At 64.7% G+C, this 15,934-nt stretch carries 19 protein-coding genes; 6 read left to right on the forward strand and 13 right to left on the reverse strand.

Features of this window, described 5'->3' with window-relative positions; all coding sequences use genetic code 11:
• Positions 1 to 173 precede the first annotated feature (173 nt).
• The 5 genes from AC5P68_RS04630 to AC5P68_RS04650 form a co-directional block, all read right to left on the reverse strand.
• Complete coding sequence (locus AC5P68_RS04630) at positions 174 to 1,289, reverse strand: alkene reductase (protein WP_111172470.1); 1,116 nt, start codon at positions 1,287 to 1,289, stop codon at positions 174 to 176.
• 142 nt (positions 1,290 to 1,431) lie between these two features.
• A complete protein-coding gene (locus AC5P68_RS04635) occupies positions 1,432 to 2,307 on the reverse strand; it encodes an EcsC family protein (RefSeq protein ID WP_033833153.1) in 876 nt (291 codons plus the stop codon).
• 170 nt (positions 2,308 to 2,477) lie between these two features.
• Positions 2,478 to 3,050, reverse strand: a complete 573-nt coding sequence (orn, locus tag AC5P68_RS04640; protein ID WP_033833154.1) for an oligoribonuclease — start codon at positions 3,048 to 3,050, stop codon at positions 2,478 to 2,480.
• A 75-nt stretch (positions 3,051 to 3,125) separates the two neighbouring features.
• Positions 3,126 to 3,650 carry a tRNA adenosine(34) deaminase TadA gene (gene tadA / locus AC5P68_RS04645; RefSeq protein WP_005410103.1) on the reverse strand — a complete coding sequence of 175 codons (525 nt, stop codon included), beginning with the start codon at positions 3,648 to 3,650 and terminating at the stop codon, positions 3,126 to 3,128.
• Positions 3,651 to 3,725: 75 nt separating this feature from the next.
• Positions 3,726 to 4,085 carry a winged helix-turn-helix transcriptional regulator gene (locus AC5P68_RS04650; protein WP_005410104.1) on the reverse strand — a complete coding sequence of 120 codons (360 nt, stop codon included), beginning with the start codon at positions 4,083 to 4,085 and terminating at the stop codon, positions 3,726 to 3,728.
• 78 nt (positions 4,086 to 4,163) lie between these two features.
• On the opposite strand from AC5P68_RS04650, the gene AC5P68_RS04655 reads away from it, so the two are divergent.
• The 3 genes from AC5P68_RS04655 (at position 4,164) to AC5P68_RS04665 (ending at position 5,700) form a co-directional block, all read left to right on the forward strand.
• Positions 4,164 to 4,931 carry an NAD(P)H-dependent oxidoreductase gene (locus AC5P68_RS04655; protein ID WP_033833155.1) on the forward strand — a complete coding sequence of 256 codons (768 nt, stop codon included), beginning with the start codon at positions 4,164 to 4,166 and terminating at the stop codon, positions 4,929 to 4,931.
• Positions 4,932 to 4,999: 68 nt separating this feature from the next.
• Complete coding sequence (locus tag AC5P68_RS04660) at positions 5,000 to 5,437, forward strand: acetyltransferase (RefSeq protein ID WP_005410106.1); 438 nt, start codon at positions 5,000 to 5,002, stop codon at positions 5,435 to 5,437.
• Between the two features lie 56 nt (positions 5,438 to 5,493).
• Positions 5,494 to 5,700, forward strand: a complete 207-nt coding sequence (locus AC5P68_RS04665) for a hypothetical protein (protein WP_005410107.1) — start codon at positions 5,494 to 5,496, stop codon at positions 5,698 to 5,700.
• 22 nt (positions 5,701 to 5,722) lie between these two features.
• Here AC5P68_RS04665 and AC5P68_RS04670 read toward each other — a convergent pair whose 3' ends face one another.
• A complete protein-coding gene (locus tag AC5P68_RS04670; RefSeq protein ID WP_033833156.1) occupies positions 5,723 to 6,229 on the reverse strand; it encodes a GNAT family N-acetyltransferase in 507 nt (168 codons plus the stop codon).
• A gap of 274 nt (positions 6,230 to 6,503) precedes the next feature.
• Here AC5P68_RS04670 and AC5P68_RS04675 point away from each other — a divergent pair, with 274 nt between their 5' ends.
• The 3 genes from AC5P68_RS04675 to AC5P68_RS04685 are packed head-to-tail and all read left to right on the forward strand — an operon-like array spanning position 6,504 to position 9,182.
• On the forward strand, positions 6,504 to 7,160 hold the full coding sequence (locus AC5P68_RS04675) for a hypothetical protein (protein WP_033833188.1): 657 nt from the start codon (positions 6,504 to 6,506) through the stop codon (positions 7,158 to 7,160).
• Between the two features lie 43 nt (positions 7,161 to 7,203).
• Complete coding sequence (locus AC5P68_RS04680) at positions 7,204 to 7,857, forward strand: hypothetical protein (RefSeq protein ID WP_033833157.1); 654 nt, start codon at positions 7,204 to 7,206, stop codon at positions 7,855 to 7,857.
• The gene (locus tag AC5P68_RS04685) at positions 7,854 to 9,182 is read left to right on the forward strand and encodes an XVIPCD domain-containing protein (RefSeq protein WP_005410111.1); all 1,329 of its coding nucleotides are present in this window, start codon (positions 7,854 to 7,856) and stop codon (positions 9,180 to 9,182) included. The genes AC5P68_RS04680 and AC5P68_RS04685 overlap by 4 nt, the downstream gene beginning before the upstream one ends.
• 49 nt (positions 9,183 to 9,231) lie before the next feature.
• On the opposite strand, the gene AC5P68_RS04690 is transcribed toward AC5P68_RS04685, so the two are convergent.
• From AC5P68_RS04690 to AC5P68_RS04720, 7 genes are all read right to left on the reverse strand, one after another.
• On the reverse strand, positions 9,232 to 10,332 hold the full coding sequence (locus tag AC5P68_RS04690; protein ID WP_033833158.1) for a hypothetical protein: 1,101 nt from the start codon (positions 10,330 to 10,332) through the stop codon (positions 9,232 to 9,234).
• 97 nt (positions 10,333 to 10,429) lie between these two features.
• On the reverse strand, positions 10,430 to 11,434 hold the full coding sequence (locus AC5P68_RS04695; protein ID WP_231522405.1) for an XVIPCD domain-containing protein: 1,005 nt from the start codon (positions 11,432 to 11,434) through the stop codon (positions 10,430 to 10,432).
• Between the two features lie 57 nt (positions 11,435 to 11,491).
• A complete protein-coding gene (locus AC5P68_RS04700) occupies positions 11,492 to 12,028 on the reverse strand; it encodes a hypothetical protein (protein ID WP_005410114.1) in 537 nt (178 codons plus the stop codon).
• A gap of 317 nt (positions 12,029 to 12,345) precedes the next feature.
• Positions 12,346 to 12,897 (reverse strand): DUF4189 domain-containing protein, encoded by a 552-nt coding sequence (locus AC5P68_RS04705; RefSeq protein ID WP_229295628.1) that lies wholly within the window; start codon positions 12,895 to 12,897, stop codon positions 12,346 to 12,348.
• 387 nt (positions 12,898 to 13,284) lie between these two features.
• Positions 13,285 to 13,827: a DUF4189 domain-containing protein gene (locus tag AC5P68_RS04710; protein ID WP_080240965.1), complete on the reverse strand. Its 543-nt coding sequence runs from the start codon at positions 13,825 to 13,827 to the stop codon at positions 13,285 to 13,287.
• Positions 13,828 to 13,870: 43 nt separating this feature from the next.
• Complete coding sequence (locus tag AC5P68_RS04715) at positions 13,871 to 15,010, reverse strand: TrbL/VirB6 family protein (protein ID WP_049402204.1); 1,140 nt, start codon at positions 15,008 to 15,010, stop codon at positions 13,871 to 13,873.
• 74 nt (positions 15,011 to 15,084) lie between these two features.
• On the reverse strand, positions 15,085 to 15,912 hold the full coding sequence (locus tag AC5P68_RS04720; RefSeq protein ID WP_024958425.1) for a hypothetical protein: 828 nt from the start codon (positions 15,910 to 15,912) through the stop codon (positions 15,085 to 15,087).
• Positions 15,913 to 15,934: the final 22 nt, after the last annotated feature.

Genomic DNA, 15,934 nt, shown 5'->3' on the forward strand with positions numbered 1-15,934 from the left:
CCTCGCCGCCTGACTGAAATGCCGGCCAGCGGCCGGCACTACCCCTCGCCGCCTGACTGAAATGCCGGCCAGCGGCCGGCACTACCCCTCGCCGCCTGACTGAAATGCCGGCCAGCGGCCGGCACTACCCCTCGCCACTGGTAGTGCCGGCCGCTGGCCGGCAGCGCCCAGGATCAGGCCGCGACACTCTCTTCCAGCGTCGGGTAATCGGTGAAGCCGACCGCGCCACCGCCAAAGAACGTCGCGCGATCCGGCGGATTCAGCGTCGCACCCGTACGCAGGCGCTCGGGCAGATCCGGGTTGGCGATGAACGGCCGGCCGAAGCCGATCAGGTCAGCCCAGCCTTCGGCCAGTGCCTGCTCGGCGCGCTCGGCGGTGTACTTGCCGGCGTAGATCAGCGTGCCCGGGTAGACCATGCGCAGCGCCTGCTTGAACGCCACCGGCATCGGCGGTGCATCGTCCCAGTCGGCCTCGGCAATGTGCAGGTAGCCCACCCCCATCTCACCGAGCAGGTGTGCGGCAGCCAGATAGGTCGCCTGCGGCGTATCGTCCACCGCCCCCTGCAGCGTAGTCAGCGGCGCCAGGCGCACGCCCACACGCTCGCCACCGGCAACCTCGACCACCGCCTGCACCACCTCGCGCAGGAAGCGCAGGCGATTCTGCAGTGAGCCGCCGTAGGCATCGGTGCGCTGGTTGGCCTGCGAATCGATGAACTGGTTGATCAGGTAGCCGTTGGCGCCGTGCAGTTCCACACCATCAAATCCCGCGGCCAGCGCATTGCGCGCAGCCTGCGCGTAATCGGCGACGATGCCCGGAATCTCGTCCTCGCGCAGCGCGCGCGGCATCGAGTGCTGGATCATCTCGCCCACACCGGCTTCGGGACCCGCCCCAGTCGGGCCGACGAACACTTTCACGCCTTCGGCGAGCAATGCCGAGGAAGACACCGGCGCCGCGCCATCGGGCTGCAGGGCCACATGCGAGACACGGCCGACGTGCCACAGCTGGGCGTAGATGCGGCCACCGGCGGCGTGCACCGCATCGGTCACCTGCCGCCAGCCCTGCACCTGCTCGACGCTGTGGATGCCCGGGGTCCAGGCATAGCCCTGGCCCTGCTGGCTGATCTGGGTACCTTCGCTGACGATCAGGCCGGCGCTGGCGCGTTGCGCATAGTAGGCGGCCATTTCCGCGGTGGCGACGTTGCCATCGGCGGCGCGCGAGCGGGTCATCGGCGGCATCACGATGCGGTTGGGCAGCGTCAACGCGCCCAGGCGGTGGGAGGTGAACATCATGGCGGCAATCTCTTGCGGGGGGAGTGCCGCAAAGGATGGGGATGCCGGCTGCCAGGCAACAGGCATGCACTGGCAAAACAATTGTTCCCTCGAGGCAAGGATCACCCGCCACGAGGGCTCATCCACGCATGGCGTGGCTCTTCTACTCCAGCCTTGGCTCGATCTTTACCGCACCATGCGCCACGCGGTCATAGCAGGCGCGCACCACGTCTTCCCCGTACTTGCGCTCCAGCCGGCGCACGATGAAGTGGCCGCGCGCCATGTCCTGGTAGTAGTCGGTGAACATGGTATTCAGCGTTGCACCGGCGGCAGCACCGACGATCGGCACCGCCTGTGCGGCGAATTTCTCGGTGACCACCACGCCGAAGCGCGCCGCCACCTTCTCCACCATCTTCGCCAGCAGCTTTCCAGCTTCTTTCGGTGCCACGCCCAGGGTCAGGTCGCGGCCGGTCACCACACGCCCAGCCAGTTCGGCCGAAAGATGCCGCATCACGTCGGTGGTGAAGCCTCGGGCCAGGTAGTAGCCGGTCTCGCTGGCGTCGTCGCGCGGCGAGTTGCCACCGAGCGCGAACACCTCCAGGCACGCCTGCCGGGTGCTGAACTCGGACAGGTCGAAGCCCTCGCTGCGGGCCACGTCGGCCACCGCGCGCATCATGATGGTGGTCGACACCGGCAGCTCGATGAACAAGGCCGCAAAGCCGAACGCGCCGCCGACCGCGCCGGAGGTGGCAGCCGCCAGTTTGTGCCAACGGGTGGAGGCGCCTTTGCCTGGGGTGTTGTCCATGCTCCACAGCGCCGCCTGTGCGGACTTGGACAGCGCCGCCTGCACCGCTCCGTGTATGCGACCGGAGACCGCCTTGGGCAGCGCTTTCACCGCGAACTCCAGCGGCGTGCCGACCAGGTTGGCCATGCGCGCGGTGAGGGTCGGCGCTTCCAGCAGGGCCACCGCCCGCTGCAGGTCGGACCAGTCGCGGGCGTCGTGGGCAATGTCGCGGGGAAGCAGGATGGGCTCGTTCATGGCGCCGATCTTAGCGCCGGGGAGTTGAACGGTTCGTCGCGAGGCACGACAGAGGGGTCGGAGCCCTTGCCGCGGGAAAGGGATCCGACCCCGACGCCTTGCCGGCCAGCGGCCGGCACTACCAGTTCGCGTGTCACCCGGTCGCGCCGGGCCATGCCCGGCGTTGTTGTTCAGGCCGTGGGCAAGCCCGACAGCGTGCCCATGAACTGGCGGTAATGGCGCAGCTCGGCGATCGAGTCGTGCACGTCGCTCAGTGCGGTGTGGTTGCTGTTCTTGCCGACGCCGGCGGCCACGCTCGGCGCCCAGCGCTTGGCCAGTTCCTTCACCGTGGACACGTCCAGGTTGCGGTAATGGAAGTACTTCTCCAGGCGCGGCATCTGGCGGTGCAGGAAGCGGCGATCCTGGCAGATCGAGTTGCCGCACATCGGCGAAAGACCGGCCGGGATCCACTGCGCCAGGAAGTTCACCGTCTGCGCCTCGGCCTGGCCGAGGGTGGTGGTGCTGTCCACCACGCGCTGCCACAGGCCCGAACGACGATGCTGGTTGCGGTTCCACTCGTCCATCGCCTCCAGCGTTTCCAGCGGATGATGGATGGCGAATTCCGGACCTTCGGCCAGTACGTTCAGCTGGGCGTCGGTGACCACGGTGGCGATCTCGATGATCGAATCGTTGTCGGTGTCCAACCCGGTCATTTCCAGGTCGATCCAGATCAGTCGTTCGTTGGCCGCGCCGGTGTCCGCCATTGTGTCGCCTCGTTGCTGGGCAGGCGCGCGGCCTACCGGTGAAGGAAAGAGGCGCCCATCATACCCGTTCGCCCCTCAGCCCTCGCCGACGTGGTCTTCCAGCAGCAGCGGCGGCTTGCCACGCTTGGCGCGGAAATAATTGGTCAGGCGCGTACTGGCTTCCTTGGCCAGCACCCCGCCGTGGATCTCGACCCGGTGGTTGTGGCGGGCATCGCCGAGCAGGTCGAACACGCTGCCGCACGCACCGGTCTTGGGGTCGCTGGCGCCGTAGACCAGGCGCGAAACGCGCGCATGCACGATCGCCATCGCGCACATCGCGCACGGCTCCAAGGTCACGTACAGCGTGCTGCCAAGCAGGCGATGGTTGGCCAGCAGCTTTCCACCGGCCCGCATGGCCACGATCTCGGCATGCGCACTGGGGTCATGCGAGGCAATGTTGAGGTTCCAGCCCTCGCCCAGCAGCTGGCCGTCGGCGCCCACCAGCACCGCCCCGACCGGAATCTCGTCGAACTCACGCTGCGCGCGCTCGGCCAGGGCCAGTGCATGGCGCATCCAGTGTTCATCGGCGTCGTGCACCGGTACACCCAGGACATCGGTCATGGCGGTTCTCGCTTTTCAACTGGGCCAGGATGGCCGCCGGGGGCGCATTGTACGCCCGGGACCGTGCAGGCGCCGCTAGCGCGCGTCGAAGCGCTCGCGGGCCGCATCGAGCGCCGGGAAGTTGTGCTCGGCCCAGCGATCCAGGGCGGACAGCGTCTCGACCAGGCCGCGCGCGACCTCGGTCAGGCGGTACTCCACATGCAGTGGTTTGCTGCCCCGGTCACACCGCTCGACCAGCCCATTGCGCTCCAGCTGGCGCAGGGTCTGGGTCAGCACCTTCTGCGAGATGCCTTCGATCTTCCGCAGCAACGCGCCGTTGCGAAGCGGGCCCTGCGCCAATGCCGGCAGCAGCAGCATCACCCACTTGCCTGAAATCAGCGCAAGCGCATCGCGTGCCGAACAGTCGGCGGCATAGACATCCCCGGGAAAGGCCATGGTTACCTCAAGGTGCGTAATTGCCGGCGCATGCCGGCACCGCGAGGATGGTCGCACACTCGTCGAACACCTCGCCCCATGCGCGCCCTGATCCTGCTTGCCCATCCCGAGCCCCGCTCCTTCAATGCACATCTGGCCGCTCAGGCCGCCGAGCAACTGCGGCATGACGCGCTGCAGGTGGACGTGGTCGACCTGTATGCGGAGGGCTTCGATCCGCTGGAAGCGGCTGAACACCATCCGCATCGCCTGCATCCCGGCCACTTCGACGCCCAACGCGAACAGCGGCACAGCGCCGAGCAGGGCCAGCTGCCCGTCGATGTGCAACGTCACCTGCAACTGCTGCGGGCCGCAGACCTGCTGATCCTGCAGTTCCCGCTGTGGTGGTTCGCGGCACCGGCCATCCTGAAGGGCTGGCTGGATCGCGTACTGGTGTACGGGCCGATGTACAACAGCCGCCTGCGTCACGAGCACGGAGCGATGCGCGGCAAGCGTGCGTTGCTGAGCGTCACCACCGGCTCATCGGCACGGGCCTGCGCAGTCGACGGCCGCGAGGGAGATACCCGGTTGCTGCTGTGGCCCTTGATGTACAGCCTGCGCTACGTCGGCTTCGACGTGATGGAACCGCACGTGGTGCACGGCGTGCGTTCCGGGCTGGCACCGGAGCGTGTGCAGGCCCACGACGAGGCACTCGCTGCAGCAACCCACCACTACCGCGAACGCCTGGCGCAATGGCCGCAGTGGCCCACAGTGCCCTTCAACGACAGCAGCGATTTCGAGGACGGCATTGCGCTGCGCGCGGAGGCCACTGCCTACAGCCCCTTCATCCGCCATCGCAACGCCGGATGAATCCACATCTGCGCGCTGGATCGGGACGCGCCATACTACGCACTCTTTGCAAGCACCTTGGCGAACCCATGACCACCCTCCGCCCCTCCCGCGCCGACGACGGCGCCGCTCTTGTCGACCTCTGGCGCCGCGCCGTCGACGCCACCCACGACTTCCTCAGTGCCGAAGACCGCCAGGCCATCGATGCCGAAGTCGCCGGTTTCCTGCCGCAGGCGCCGATGACCGTTGCTGTCGATGCGCAGGATCGGCCGCTGGGCTTCATGCTGATCGATGGCACGCACATGGAAGCGCTGTTCATCGATCCGGACGTACGTGGCACCGGCATCGGCCGGCAACTGCTGCAGCACGCACTGGCCCAGCATCCGCAGCTGAGTACCGACGTCAACGAACAGAACGCACAGGCCGTCGGCTTCTACCTGCGCATGGGCTTCGTCGAAACCGGACGTTCACCGCTGGATTCGCAAGGCCGTCCGTATCCGCTGATCCACCTTCGGCACAACGGCTGACATCCGTCGGCAGCAGCCACGTGCTAGCGTGGTTGCTTTCGACCAAGGAATGCCGCATGGATGGTGCAAAAGCCCTGTTGACCCTGTTTGCGCTGGGCATCAGCCTGGTCTGGATCCTGGTGCCGTTCGCCATCTTCGCCGTGCGCAACCTGCTGCGTGAAGTACTGGTCGAGCAGCGCCGTACCAATGAACTGCTTGAACACATCGGCGGTTACCGCATTCCGAAGCCGCAACCCGAACCGACCGTCTGGCGCGCGCCCTGAGCAGAAACGTGCCAGGCCCGGATCAGGCCGTCGCCTCGAAGGCCGGTGAGTACTGCACCTCGCCCTGTGCCAACGGGGGCTGCAGGCAAAGTGCCTGGAAGTACTCCGGCGGCACACCCGGCAGCACCAGGCCCGGCTCGGCACAGAAGCCGAAGCGACCGTAATAGGCGGGCTCGCCCAGCAATACACAGCCATGTGCGCCCTGCTGACGCAGTGCTTCAAGTGCGGCATGCATCAGGGCCGCACCGATGCCCTGCCGCTGCCAGGCGGGCAATACCGAGATCGGCCCCAGGCCAAACCAGCCCGTGCTGCCATCGCTGATCGTCACCGGCGACACCGCCACATGGCCGATCACCTTCCCGTCCATCTCGGCCACCAGAGAAACGCTCAGCTCCCCGCGCGCGCGAAGGGCGTCGACGATGAACTGCTCGGTATGGCTGCTGTGCGCAGCGTTCCGGAATGCGGCCTCGGTGAGCGCATGGAGGGTGGCGTGATCATCAATGGCTTCGGCACGGATGGTGTAGTTCATGGCGTAATGCTCGCTTGCGTGAGAGTCGCGTGAATTGGCGACCGTTGTCACAAATTGGCGGCGAAATGTCGAACGCGAAGCGCAATAGCCTGGCCAACCCCGAATCGCCTGTGCCGCAATCGATTCGGTGACGCTCCCGAACGCTGAATGCGTCAAAATTCCGTCACCCACGCCTTGCCGCAGCTGGCGCCAGGTTTCCAGAACACTCCATAATCGATAGACCTGTCACCAGGGAAGGATATATGGACACGGACGCACGATGCAGGATGCCGCCATGGATGTAGCCACGCCGACACGCGATGGACGCCATCTGGTACCGATGGGCCTCTTGCTGGCGCTGACGGCCTGCTCGCCTTACGCGGACGCAGAGCGTGACGTCGCCGCAGGTGGACGCGGCCTGGCCAAGCTCAACCCGTCACCGCAGCAGGGCTACGAGCTGGTACTGACCCTGAAGGATGCCCCCGGTCCCTTCGCGGTGGTCGAGGGCGTTGCCCAGTACGACGTCAGCAACCACAGGGACTGCGGCCGGGTCCTGAGGGCGACCGGTACCGCCAGCCGCATCACCAGCCAGGAGTTGGTGGAACTACACAAGGTCGACGAGAACGAATACCGCGGCATGTTCTACCTCGACCGCATGCAGGACGAGGATTACTACGGGCGTGGCGTCTGCCATTGGACGTTGACGGGTGTCGGTGCGATGTTGCGCGCTACGACCGGCGAGGCGGATACGCGATTCCTTACGTTCGTCGACAAGGAGCGCATGGAGAGCGACTCACCTCTTACGCTTTATTACCCAAACCTTATCTATCCGCGCGCCGACACTGTCGCCAACTTTGGCGCCAGTGGCAAGGAAGATCCGTCGGGGTACAGCGAAGAGCTGCGCGACGCGCTGTTCTCAACCACAACCACTGTGCGGCAGCTCTCGCCGTGAGCTGCCAGTGCCACATTTCCCCCTACACACCAGGAGGCCGACATTGCGCCACAAGATGATCCCGTGCCTTGCTCTGCTTCTACTGACCGCCTGCAACCCGGAGACCGCCATGAACCAGGAACGTGCCGCTGCCGAAGCCGATGTCGCCCAGGGTGGGCGCGGCCTCGCCAAGCTCAACCCCAACCCGCGCAAGGCCTATGAACTGGTATTGCGCCTGAAGGATGCACCCGGCGACTTCGCACTGGTCAAGGGCGTAGCGCAGTACGACGTCACCAACGAGGATCAGTGCGGCCACATCGAGCCGGCCACCGGCACAGCTGCACGTATCACCAGCCAGGAACCGGTGGAGCTGCGCAAGGTCGCTGAGGGCGAGTACCGCGGCACGCTATATGTGGACCGCATGCTGGATGAGGACTACTACGGTCGTGGCGTCTGCAAGTGGGAGTTCACCGGTGCCGGGGCAATGCTGAAGGCGACGGGTGCCGAAGAAGAGACCCGCTTCCTCACCTTCGTCGACGCCAAGCCGCTGACCGAAGGTGGCGCCCATACGCTCTACTATCCGGATCTGGTCTATCCGAAGGCAGATCGCGTTCCCAACTTCCCAGCCAGTGGCGAGCCCGATCGCAGCAACTACGCCGCTGATCTGCAGGACAAGCTGTTTACGATCACCCTCTCCGCAAGTGAGGTCGCGCCGTGACCATCACCTCTCAGGACTACGCCGCGTTATCCAATGACGCCTACAAGGATCGGGCCGTCGGCCGACGTGAACCCGGCCAAGAAGAAAAAGTCACGTTAAACGGCCATGAGTACAAGATACTTGAGCATGTCAACAATCGTCTCAACGGCTATCAGGGCACCGTCTATCAGCGCGTAGACACCAAAGAGATCGTCATTGCGCATCGTGGCACCGAGCAGATCGCTCGCGATGCGATTCTGACCGACGGCGGCATGGTGGTTGCGCGCACCAACGTGCAGGCGCCTGACGCGATTGCTTTGACACAGAGGACACTCGAAGGCGCTGCGCTTCAATCCCGCTTGAACGGTGTGCCCGCGCCCCAGGTCACCGTCACCGGTCATTCCCTCGGCGGCGCTCTTGCCCAGATCACCTCGCACCACTTCAACGTCAAGGGCGAGACATTCAATGCCTACGGCGCGGTCAGCCTCAGCTACCGCATTCCGGAAGGCGGCAACACCATGATCAACCACGTCATGGCCTCCGATCCGGTCAGCGCCGCGTCACCGCATTTCGGCCAGGTACGCATCTATGCCAAGCCCGACGAGATCAAGACGCTCGCGGCAAACGGCTTCAGCAATCACGCCCTGCGTGATCTGATTCCGGACCGGCCGATCATTGCGGCGACCAGCTCGTTCGGCGCGCACAAACTGGGCAACTTCCTCAACGAAGGCTCGGTGCTGAAGCACCCCGAAACGCAGAAGCTGGCGAAAGACAACGCCAAGATGATCGAGGAGTATCGCGACGACGTCGAGTCACTGCGTCGCGGCGTCACCCGCGCTGCACGCGGCATCCCGGGCGGCGCCATCGATCTGTACGACCACATCCGCGGCCCGCTGCAGCCCGGTGAACCGGCACGCCGCGAAGCGGAGAAGAATGGCCATCACACCAGCATGTTGCGCATGGACGATGCCAACCATCTGGGCAACCCGCTGTTCAACGACGCGATTCGCGGCGTGCACGCACATGACGTGCGCGTTGGCCGCGTGCCGGACGTGATGAGTACGCAGCTGGCGGGCAGCCTGGCGGCGGAGATGCACGCTGCAGGCGGCAAGCGCATCGACGAAGTGGTGATGAACGCCGATGCCTCGCGCAGCTTCGCCGTGCAGGGCCAGGGCGGTGACCCCGCCCACCTTCGCGTGTCGGTGGATACGGCAGTGGCGATGAACACGCCGCTGGAACAGAGCAGCCAGCGCATCGACCAGCAGGCTGCAGGCCAGCGCCTTGCGCTGGAGCGCGACCAACAGCTGGAACAGCAGCAGCATCAGACCCGCAGCCTGCAGGCCTGATGGACAGCGCGGGAGCCGGTCATTCCGGCTCCCGCCTCAGCACCGTGACTCAGGGGCTGGTGGCCGCGACCGGCGCAGATGCACTGGCGGTCACGAACAGATCCGGCCCGGAATCCGGGAAGCCGCCGCAGGCGCGATCGCCCGGCGCGACCGGATCACACGGCCACTGGCTGCGCGGGACCTTGTCGCGCAACTCGAAGCGATCGCCGGTCCAGACCACGAAGGCGAGATGCTCGCGGTTCCAGTCACTGAACGCACGCGCCCCACCCTTCGGCACCGTCTCCGGATACTGCACGAACCAACGCATGGCCGGCCCGAACTGCAGCTTGCTGTGATCCAGCGTGATCCTGCCCCCACGCGCCAGCTGGCGTGCGCGATCCGCCTCGGTCACCTGTGGCATGGCCGGCATCGCCTCGGCGGTAACATCCCTCGGTGGCGCATCGCCACGCACCTGGTAGACACGCTGGCCCACATACGCCTCGCGGCAGTTGCCCGCTGGCACACGTACCGGCTCCGCGCTGAACTCATCGCGGTTGGCGACCTGGTCGCTGCAGGTGAACGGCGCGGACACCAGGTAGAACGTGCTGTCGGCATCGCGCCCTTCCAGCGAGCGCACCCAGACGTCGCCCATCCGCACGATGAAGTCCGGGCGCTGGCCGTACCCAGGCACCGCCTTGAACCAGGCCTTCTGCTGTACCTCTCGCTCGCGCCAGTTGCGCGGCAGGTGGATGTCCTGCTCGGGCAGCGCGACCAGCAGAGCGGCCAGATGCGCCGGCATGGTGCCCTGGCAGGCGCCGGTCAGCAGGTCGCCCTGGGTCGCCAGTCGCCCGGCCAGATCCACCGGGCAGCGCGCACCGAGCGCCCGCTCGGTCGCCCGCTCGGGCGACAATGGCACGATGGCCAATGCGGGCGGTGCGGGTGCTACCGCCGGAACGGTTGGCTCGGCGGTAGCAGGCGGTGCCGTTCCTGCGGGCGCATCAGCGATCGCCTGTACCGCGGCGGGCGTTTCCGCGACGGGCGGCGCTGTCTCCTGAGCCTGTGCCGAGGCTGCGGCAAGTCCAAGTGACAGCAGCCAGAGCGGCGGCAGGCGGCGCGCGGATGCATTGCAGCGGGCAGCGGCCTGCAGGGCATTCAAGGGAACGATTCGCATGTGGTGTCCTTACGGGTGGGTTTCCATGTCGGCGCCACAGGGCGCCATGCGTCTTACGCAAAACAACGGCGGGCACCCTGCCCGCCGGCACCAAGTGCTACAGGGATCGAGAACGCTGCTCCTGCTCGCGGGCGAGCGCGGCCGTCGGATCCTGCTGCGCAACGCTGGCCGCCAACTGCTGGCTGCTCTGCGCCAGTGGCTGCTGGGAGGCCTGCTCCCGGTCAACAGACGCACGCAGCATGGCCGGATCACCCAGCGCGCCCTGCACTGCAAACAGCGTACGGCCGTCGTTGCCCGCCAGCAGATGATCGATGCGCGACAGGCCGGCCTTCTGCGCCCCCAGCGCCAATGCGCCAGCGGTATTGTCGAGCTCCTGTGCACTGCGCAGTCCACTTTGCGGCCCCATCTGCCGCAGGTGCTGGCGCGCATCCTCGAACAATGCGTTGCCGGGCTCACCGGCATGCGACATGTCGCGTGCAACGGTCTGCGCCGGCGCACCGACTTCGCCGCGATCCAGTCGCGCCATCACGTCCGGCGTCAACTTCTGCTGCCAGACCTCAAATCGTTGCCGGCGCGCCTCGATGCCATTGAGCGCGCCGTTGAGCGCATAAGTTGCTTCGCGCACATCATGGCGCGCCCCCTCCGGCACCCGTGTCTGCCACTGCCATACGGCAATACGGCCTGCGTACTCGGGCTGCGCGGCCAGCTCCGGGTGATTCACCAGGTCCAGATCCAGCGCCTTGCCGGCACGCTCGTAATTCTCCTTGCCGACCAGTGGCAGATAGCCGCGGCCGTGGTACTTCAGCGCGTCACCAGGCGCGTCGTTGCCCATGCGCCCGCCGTACATCAGCTCAGCCAGGTTTCCCGGGCGACCACGCAGCGCTTCCTGGCGGGCGCTCTCCAGCGCAGCGTTGCCATTGCGCCACGCAGCCTCCACCGGGATCTGCGAGATTCCCCGGGTGAAGTTGAAACTCTCGTTGAGCCGGCTCAAGCCACGCGACTCGTGCCCTGCCTGGGCCATGAAATTGGCCAGTTCAAGCGGGGAGTCGATGCCGGCTTTGGTCGCCTGCCGCAACAGCTGCGACTCTCTATCGGTCGACACAGTGCAACTCCTGAATCTTCATCAGCGCGGATTCCCTTCCGCCGGTTGGAGCTTGGCTCATGGAAGCGACACCTCGGCGACGCTGGACGGGTCGAAGTCCTCGAACCGCACCCTGCCCAGCTCCGCCGCCGAGTAATCCCGGATGTTGGTCGCTTCGGTCTCGATATCCACGACCTTGCGTCTCACCCCGTCAACCCAGCAGGCCTTGTCCGCGGGCGCATAGCGGAACCGGTAGGTGCTGCTCCAGCGCTCGCGGCTACCGCCGTTGGTGATCACGCTGAAGGTGCCCTTCTCGACCATTGCATACGCAAAAGGGTCGCCGGCCAGGCCACCTCGGGTGGAACACGGCACCAGCTTGTCGTTGCGCGCGGCCAGCTGCCAGCGCCCGCGCCCATCACCGCGCAGCAACAGCAGCACCCGGTTTGGCCCGTGCTGGCCGGGCACCAGCCCTTCCGGCGTCGGCTGGTCGATGACCAGCAGCTGATACTCGATGCCATCGCCGTTGAGTTCGCCCCTTACGGCTTCCAGCAGGTTCGCACCGGACGGAACAAATGCCAGGGCATCGTCCATGTGTGCGCCAACCCTGTCTTCCATCCCCTCCCACTCCTTCAATGTGGTCATGCCGATACCCGCCTCCCTGCCCAGCCGGAACGCGTTCCGGCTTATCCGCGCCTGCGCGGACAGGGATCATAGCCTTGCGTACGGCAAGACCGCGATGATGGCGAGCGTTACCCGATGCAGGGGCTGACAGCGTCCTCACTGGACGGAAGAACCCCTGCATTCGGCGGCACTGGTGCGTCATTTTCATGACGCGTGGGGAGCTTACCGCGAGGCCTTCTGCCGCGTCGAAGTGCGAGGAAATCGAAAAGCGGAATTCATCACAAAAAACGGGACTTAGCGTGAATGGCGCCTTACCTGATGAACAGATCCGCCGTGCAGGCCGTTCTGGCGATCCCGCATTGTCCCTGCGGCAGCTGCTTCCATGCCGCCTTCGCGTTGCATTGCTGCATCGCGACAATGACCGCCCCCTGTTCGGACATGGCGGTGGCGACGCTGGTGGTTTCAGTGCCCAGGCCCGCGTGGGCGACCGCCACGCATTGCGCCTGGAACAGGGTCGCCAACGTACATTCGCCTTTCCCGAACTCCCTGCACTCCTTCATGGATGCACGCTTGGCCTTGCCCCGTGAGCGCATCGAGTTGCTGATGAAGGTATCGCCGCGGGCATCCATCGCCACGCCGCGCACGGTCTGCGCCCAGTTGGGGCGATTGTTGTACGGGGATCCTGAGCTGCTTACCGGAATGGGCGCACAGCCCTGTACACCCTGGCCACCGATGGGATACATGCCCTGCGGGCAGTTGCCTTCGGCAAGCGCGGTGAACGGCGGCAGGCCTGCAATCAGCAGACACGGGAGAAAAGCGAGGTGGATTCGTTTCATGGGGAGACTCATTCCTTTGCTGCCCATTGTGAGAGGCGGGACGGCCTGAGCAGATGATCGTTGCCCAAACTTGCCTCCCGGGTTGGGAAGGCTTCGCAGAGCAAACACAGGCCCGGGCTGGCCGGGTACAAGATCATTGGAGAACTCGGCGATTCCAACCGGAGTGCGCTGCAAGCCCGATGGTGGCGCAGCCACGCTGAACGCTCAAGGTCAATCGCGTCAGACTGTGCATCAACGCAGGCTCGACTGAAGTAAATCACCCAGTTGAAGTAGAGCCGGGGCACAGCAAGTTACTGTCGATCACATAGACGCCGTCGCACCAATATCGCCTTCACGTCGGCATGTCGAAGCTTGCCCAAGCCGTTGCCCTGAGCAATCAACACGCTCCAAGCACTGGCTGTCAGGATCCTTTAGCTAGAACGCCTCATAGACCGGCTCAGAACACGCTGAGTAGGCGACTTTGCATTGCGTTCCAGCCGGATCCACGCAGATCTTTTGTGCCTGCGCAATGGCTTCCTTCAAGTCTTTACCGCTCGCAACGCCACCACGCGCCCCATTGCCTTGGCTCTGAGGAACGACCCAAGCCGCACACTGGTTCCGGTACGCGATGAGTACTCGGCAGTCGCGAGCAGCGCGCATGCCGCATCCCTCGAGAGCGACACGCTCCGCATCCTCTTTCGTAGCCCTCCCTGTCGCCACGCCTGCTTCGTTCGTGCTGGGCGAGGAAGCAATGGCACCCCACGTCTTATGCCACTGGCCAGCGGGTTCCGCCCCACGGGCGCCCCCCCCCGCTCCAGGGATGGGGGCACACCCCCCCACCCCTTGATCGCCGATGGGGTACTGGCCGGCCGGGCATCGGCCCTCCGCATTGGCGTTATTGGCAACGAGGAGTGCAGCAAACAGCAGCGTCAGAGTCACGAACGCCGGATTACCGCGTAAAGGTTTGAAATCGGCCATTGTCTTGAATCTCTGAAAATTCACGGCGCCTCAGTCTCACAACTCATTGACCTGTTGCATTTCCTCGCATACCTGGGCTTTGAGTCGGAGCAATCGCGTTATTGACAACAGGGGAGGTTGCTGCGACAGGCGCCCCCACCGAACCACGATCTCCCGACGGCGCCGGCGGCGGAGCCGACATGCCCGGCGGACGACCATCGGCACTCGGCGAGGCACTGGCACCACCGCCTATCTGCGAATATGCCATGAAGGTGCCCAGGGTGCCCTGGAAGAACATCGCTGCCATTGGGGGTGTAGTCAGGATCAACGCGGTGAGGATCAGGCCCATGCCTCCCTGCTGCATTGCCTGGCTGGTCATGCCGTCGGACATGCTTTCCTTGAGGATGAATTCCTGCACCAGCGCTGTGGTCCAGAAAGTGGCCGCCACACGTACCACCATGTCCAGTGCGATGGAAACCATCGCTGCAAGTACGGCCATGGAGAACATCGTGCCAATGCCGTAGAACAGCCAACGTTGGAACAACTGCTTGGTCTGGTCGAACAACAGGCAGAGGATGAACAGGGGGCCAAAGCCGATGAACAGCGCCATGGCGATTTCATACAGCATCAGCATCGCACCAGCGGTGATGGCTGGACCTGCGGTGCCCATGCCGATGAAGAACAGTGCCCGCTTCTTGTCCTCCAGCAGCTCCCCGTCATTCATGATCTGGATGGCGTCGATACTGGAAAGCGCCACCTGCATCCATGCCAGGCTCTTGTCGATCTGAGCTTCGGGTGACTCGTTCGAGCCTGTCACGACCTTCGTGATTTCTGCCTTGACGTCGTGGGTGAGGAAGCTCTGAAGGTTGGTGCCGAAAGCGCCCATCGTGGTGGCCGCGCTGACGATCAACGCCGCACGCGCCATATTGGTCACCAGCACCATCATTGAGTCCCGGCTGCGGCCGGTCACGATGCGGAAGCCCTGCACCAGCACCCACAGGGTCATGAGCGTGAGGGCGATGCCGCCGACCCACTGCATCATTTCCCCCATCATGTCGATGCCGAACTTGTTTATCTTGCTTCGCAGGAAGTCGAAGATGAACTTGAAGAACACGAAATCCCCGATCGACTGGACACGTGCAACGTGCCCCATCAAATCCTGGAATCCGCCATTGAAATCAAAATTGGCAATCGACCTGATCATTTCCGCAATCCCTTGATGTATCCCTACCGGACAACCTCGTGGAGCGGGTGCCTATGCACCTGCCCCAAGCGGCGTCAGTCGACGTGCAAAGCGCGTTCCAATGCGGCCGTCTTGACCAGCTGCGAGATGACGCCCGGCTTGCCCTTCAATGCCACGCGCGCCAGCACGCGCTGATTGGCCATCATTGACTCCTGATAGGCGTCGTAGGACCGCATGCGCGCCTCCCACTCCTGCTGCAGCTTGGAAATATCGTTTGCCGTACGCAGGGAGTCACTGTTCACGGCCGAAAGAGTTCCCGCAAGATTGCCATCGGCGCCGCCTCGCCAGCCCATGATCTCAGACAACGACGCGTTGATGCTGGGAATGGTCTTCTCGATGAAATCCACCGTCTCGTTGCGCTTCCGGTTTTCCATCATCTGGATGTTGACGCACAGCTGCTGCTGCTGCGCGTAGAGATCACCGGAGGTATCCAGCACAAACTTCTTCAGCAGGCTGCCAGCGCTGAAGCCCGCCGACGTACGGCAGAGGTCGGCGACCATATAGTCGTCTGGAACCCGCTCCAATGTGGCGCCTGGCGGCAAGCCGAAGTTGTTGATCATGCCCTGGATCTGGACAAGCGCATTTTGGTACTCCTGGAACGTCCTTCTCCACCGAGTTACCTGAGCCGCGTACTCCAGCCCGTCAGCCTTCATTTGCGCCTTCCCTTGGGCAAAGTCCTTCAGTGCCTGCATGAGATTACTGAGGTCGAAGACAGGGTAACCACCGGCCGAAACCGACGTGGTGGAGAACATGACCATGCTCCCCAGCAGGATGGCTGCCAGGCGCTTCTGACGCAGACCGCGGTGGCGCTTGTGATTTCGGGATGTCATGCTCATGTTCTTCTCCAGGGGAATGGATTTCATTCGGCGCTGTCTGATCCAGGGC

The organism is Stenotrophomonas sp. YJH_SMC_58, from assembly GCF_059369635.1.

Excerpts from the sequence above, each read along its gene's own strand:
- AC5P68_RS04720 (WP_024958425.1), bottom strand. The coding sequence starts at position 15,912 with ATGAAATCCATTCCCCTGGAGAAGAACATGAGCATGACATCCCGAAAT.
- AC5P68_RS04650 (WP_005410104.1), bottom strand. The coding sequence starts at position 4,085 with ATGGCCTTTCCCGGGGATGTCTATGCCGCCGACTGTTCGGCACGCGAT.
- AC5P68_RS04715 (WP_049402204.1), bottom strand. The coding sequence starts at position 15,010 with ATGATCAGGTCGATTGCCAATTTTGATTTCAATGGCGGATTCCAGGAT.
- AC5P68_RS04670 (WP_033833156.1), bottom strand. The coding sequence starts at position 6,229 with ATGAACTACACCATCCGTGCCGAAGCCATTGATGATCACGCCACCCTC.
- AC5P68_RS04660 (WP_005410106.1), top strand. The coding sequence starts at position 5,000 with ATGACCACCCTCCGCCCCTCCCGCGCCGACGACGGCGCCGCTCTTGTC.
- AC5P68_RS04710 (WP_080240965.1), bottom strand. The coding sequence starts at position 13,827 with ATGGCCGATTTCAAACCTTTACGCGGTAATCCGGCGTTCGTGACTCTG.
- AC5P68_RS04690 (WP_033833158.1), bottom strand. The coding sequence starts at position 10,332 with ATGCGAATCGTTCCCTTGAATGCCCTGCAGGCCGCTGCCCGCTGCAAT.
- AC5P68_RS04700 (WP_005410114.1), bottom strand. The coding sequence starts at position 12,028 with ATGGAAGACAGGGTTGGCGCACACATGGACGATGCCCTGGCATTTGTT.
- AC5P68_RS04665 (WP_005410107.1), top strand. The coding sequence starts at position 5,494 with ATGGATGGTGCAAAAGCCCTGTTGACCCTGTTTGCGCTGGGCATCAGC.
- AC5P68_RS04705 (WP_229295628.1), bottom strand. The coding sequence starts at position 12,897 with ATGGGCAGCAAAGGAATGAGTCTCCCCATGAAACGAATCCACCTCGCT.
- AC5P68_RS04635 (WP_033833153.1), bottom strand. The coding sequence starts at position 2,307 with ATGAACGAGCCCATCCTGCTTCCCCGCGACATTGCCCACGACGCCCGC.
- tadA (WP_005410103.1), bottom strand. The coding sequence starts at position 3,650 with ATGACCGATGTCCTGGGTGTACCGGTGCACGACGCCGATGAACACTGG.
- orn (WP_033833154.1), bottom strand. The coding sequence starts at position 3,050 with ATGGCGGACACCGGCGCGGCCAACGAACGACTGATCTGGATCGACCTG.
- AC5P68_RS04675 (WP_033833188.1), top strand. The coding sequence starts at position 6,504 with ATGGATGTAGCCACGCCGACACGCGATGGACGCCATCTGGTACCGATG.
- AC5P68_RS04630 (WP_111172470.1), bottom strand. The coding sequence starts at position 1,289 with ATGATGTTCACCTCCCACCGCCTGGGCGCGTTGACGCTGCCCAACCGC.
- AC5P68_RS04655 (WP_033833155.1), top strand. The coding sequence starts at position 4,164 with ATGCGCGCCCTGATCCTGCTTGCCCATCCCGAGCCCCGCTCCTTCAAT.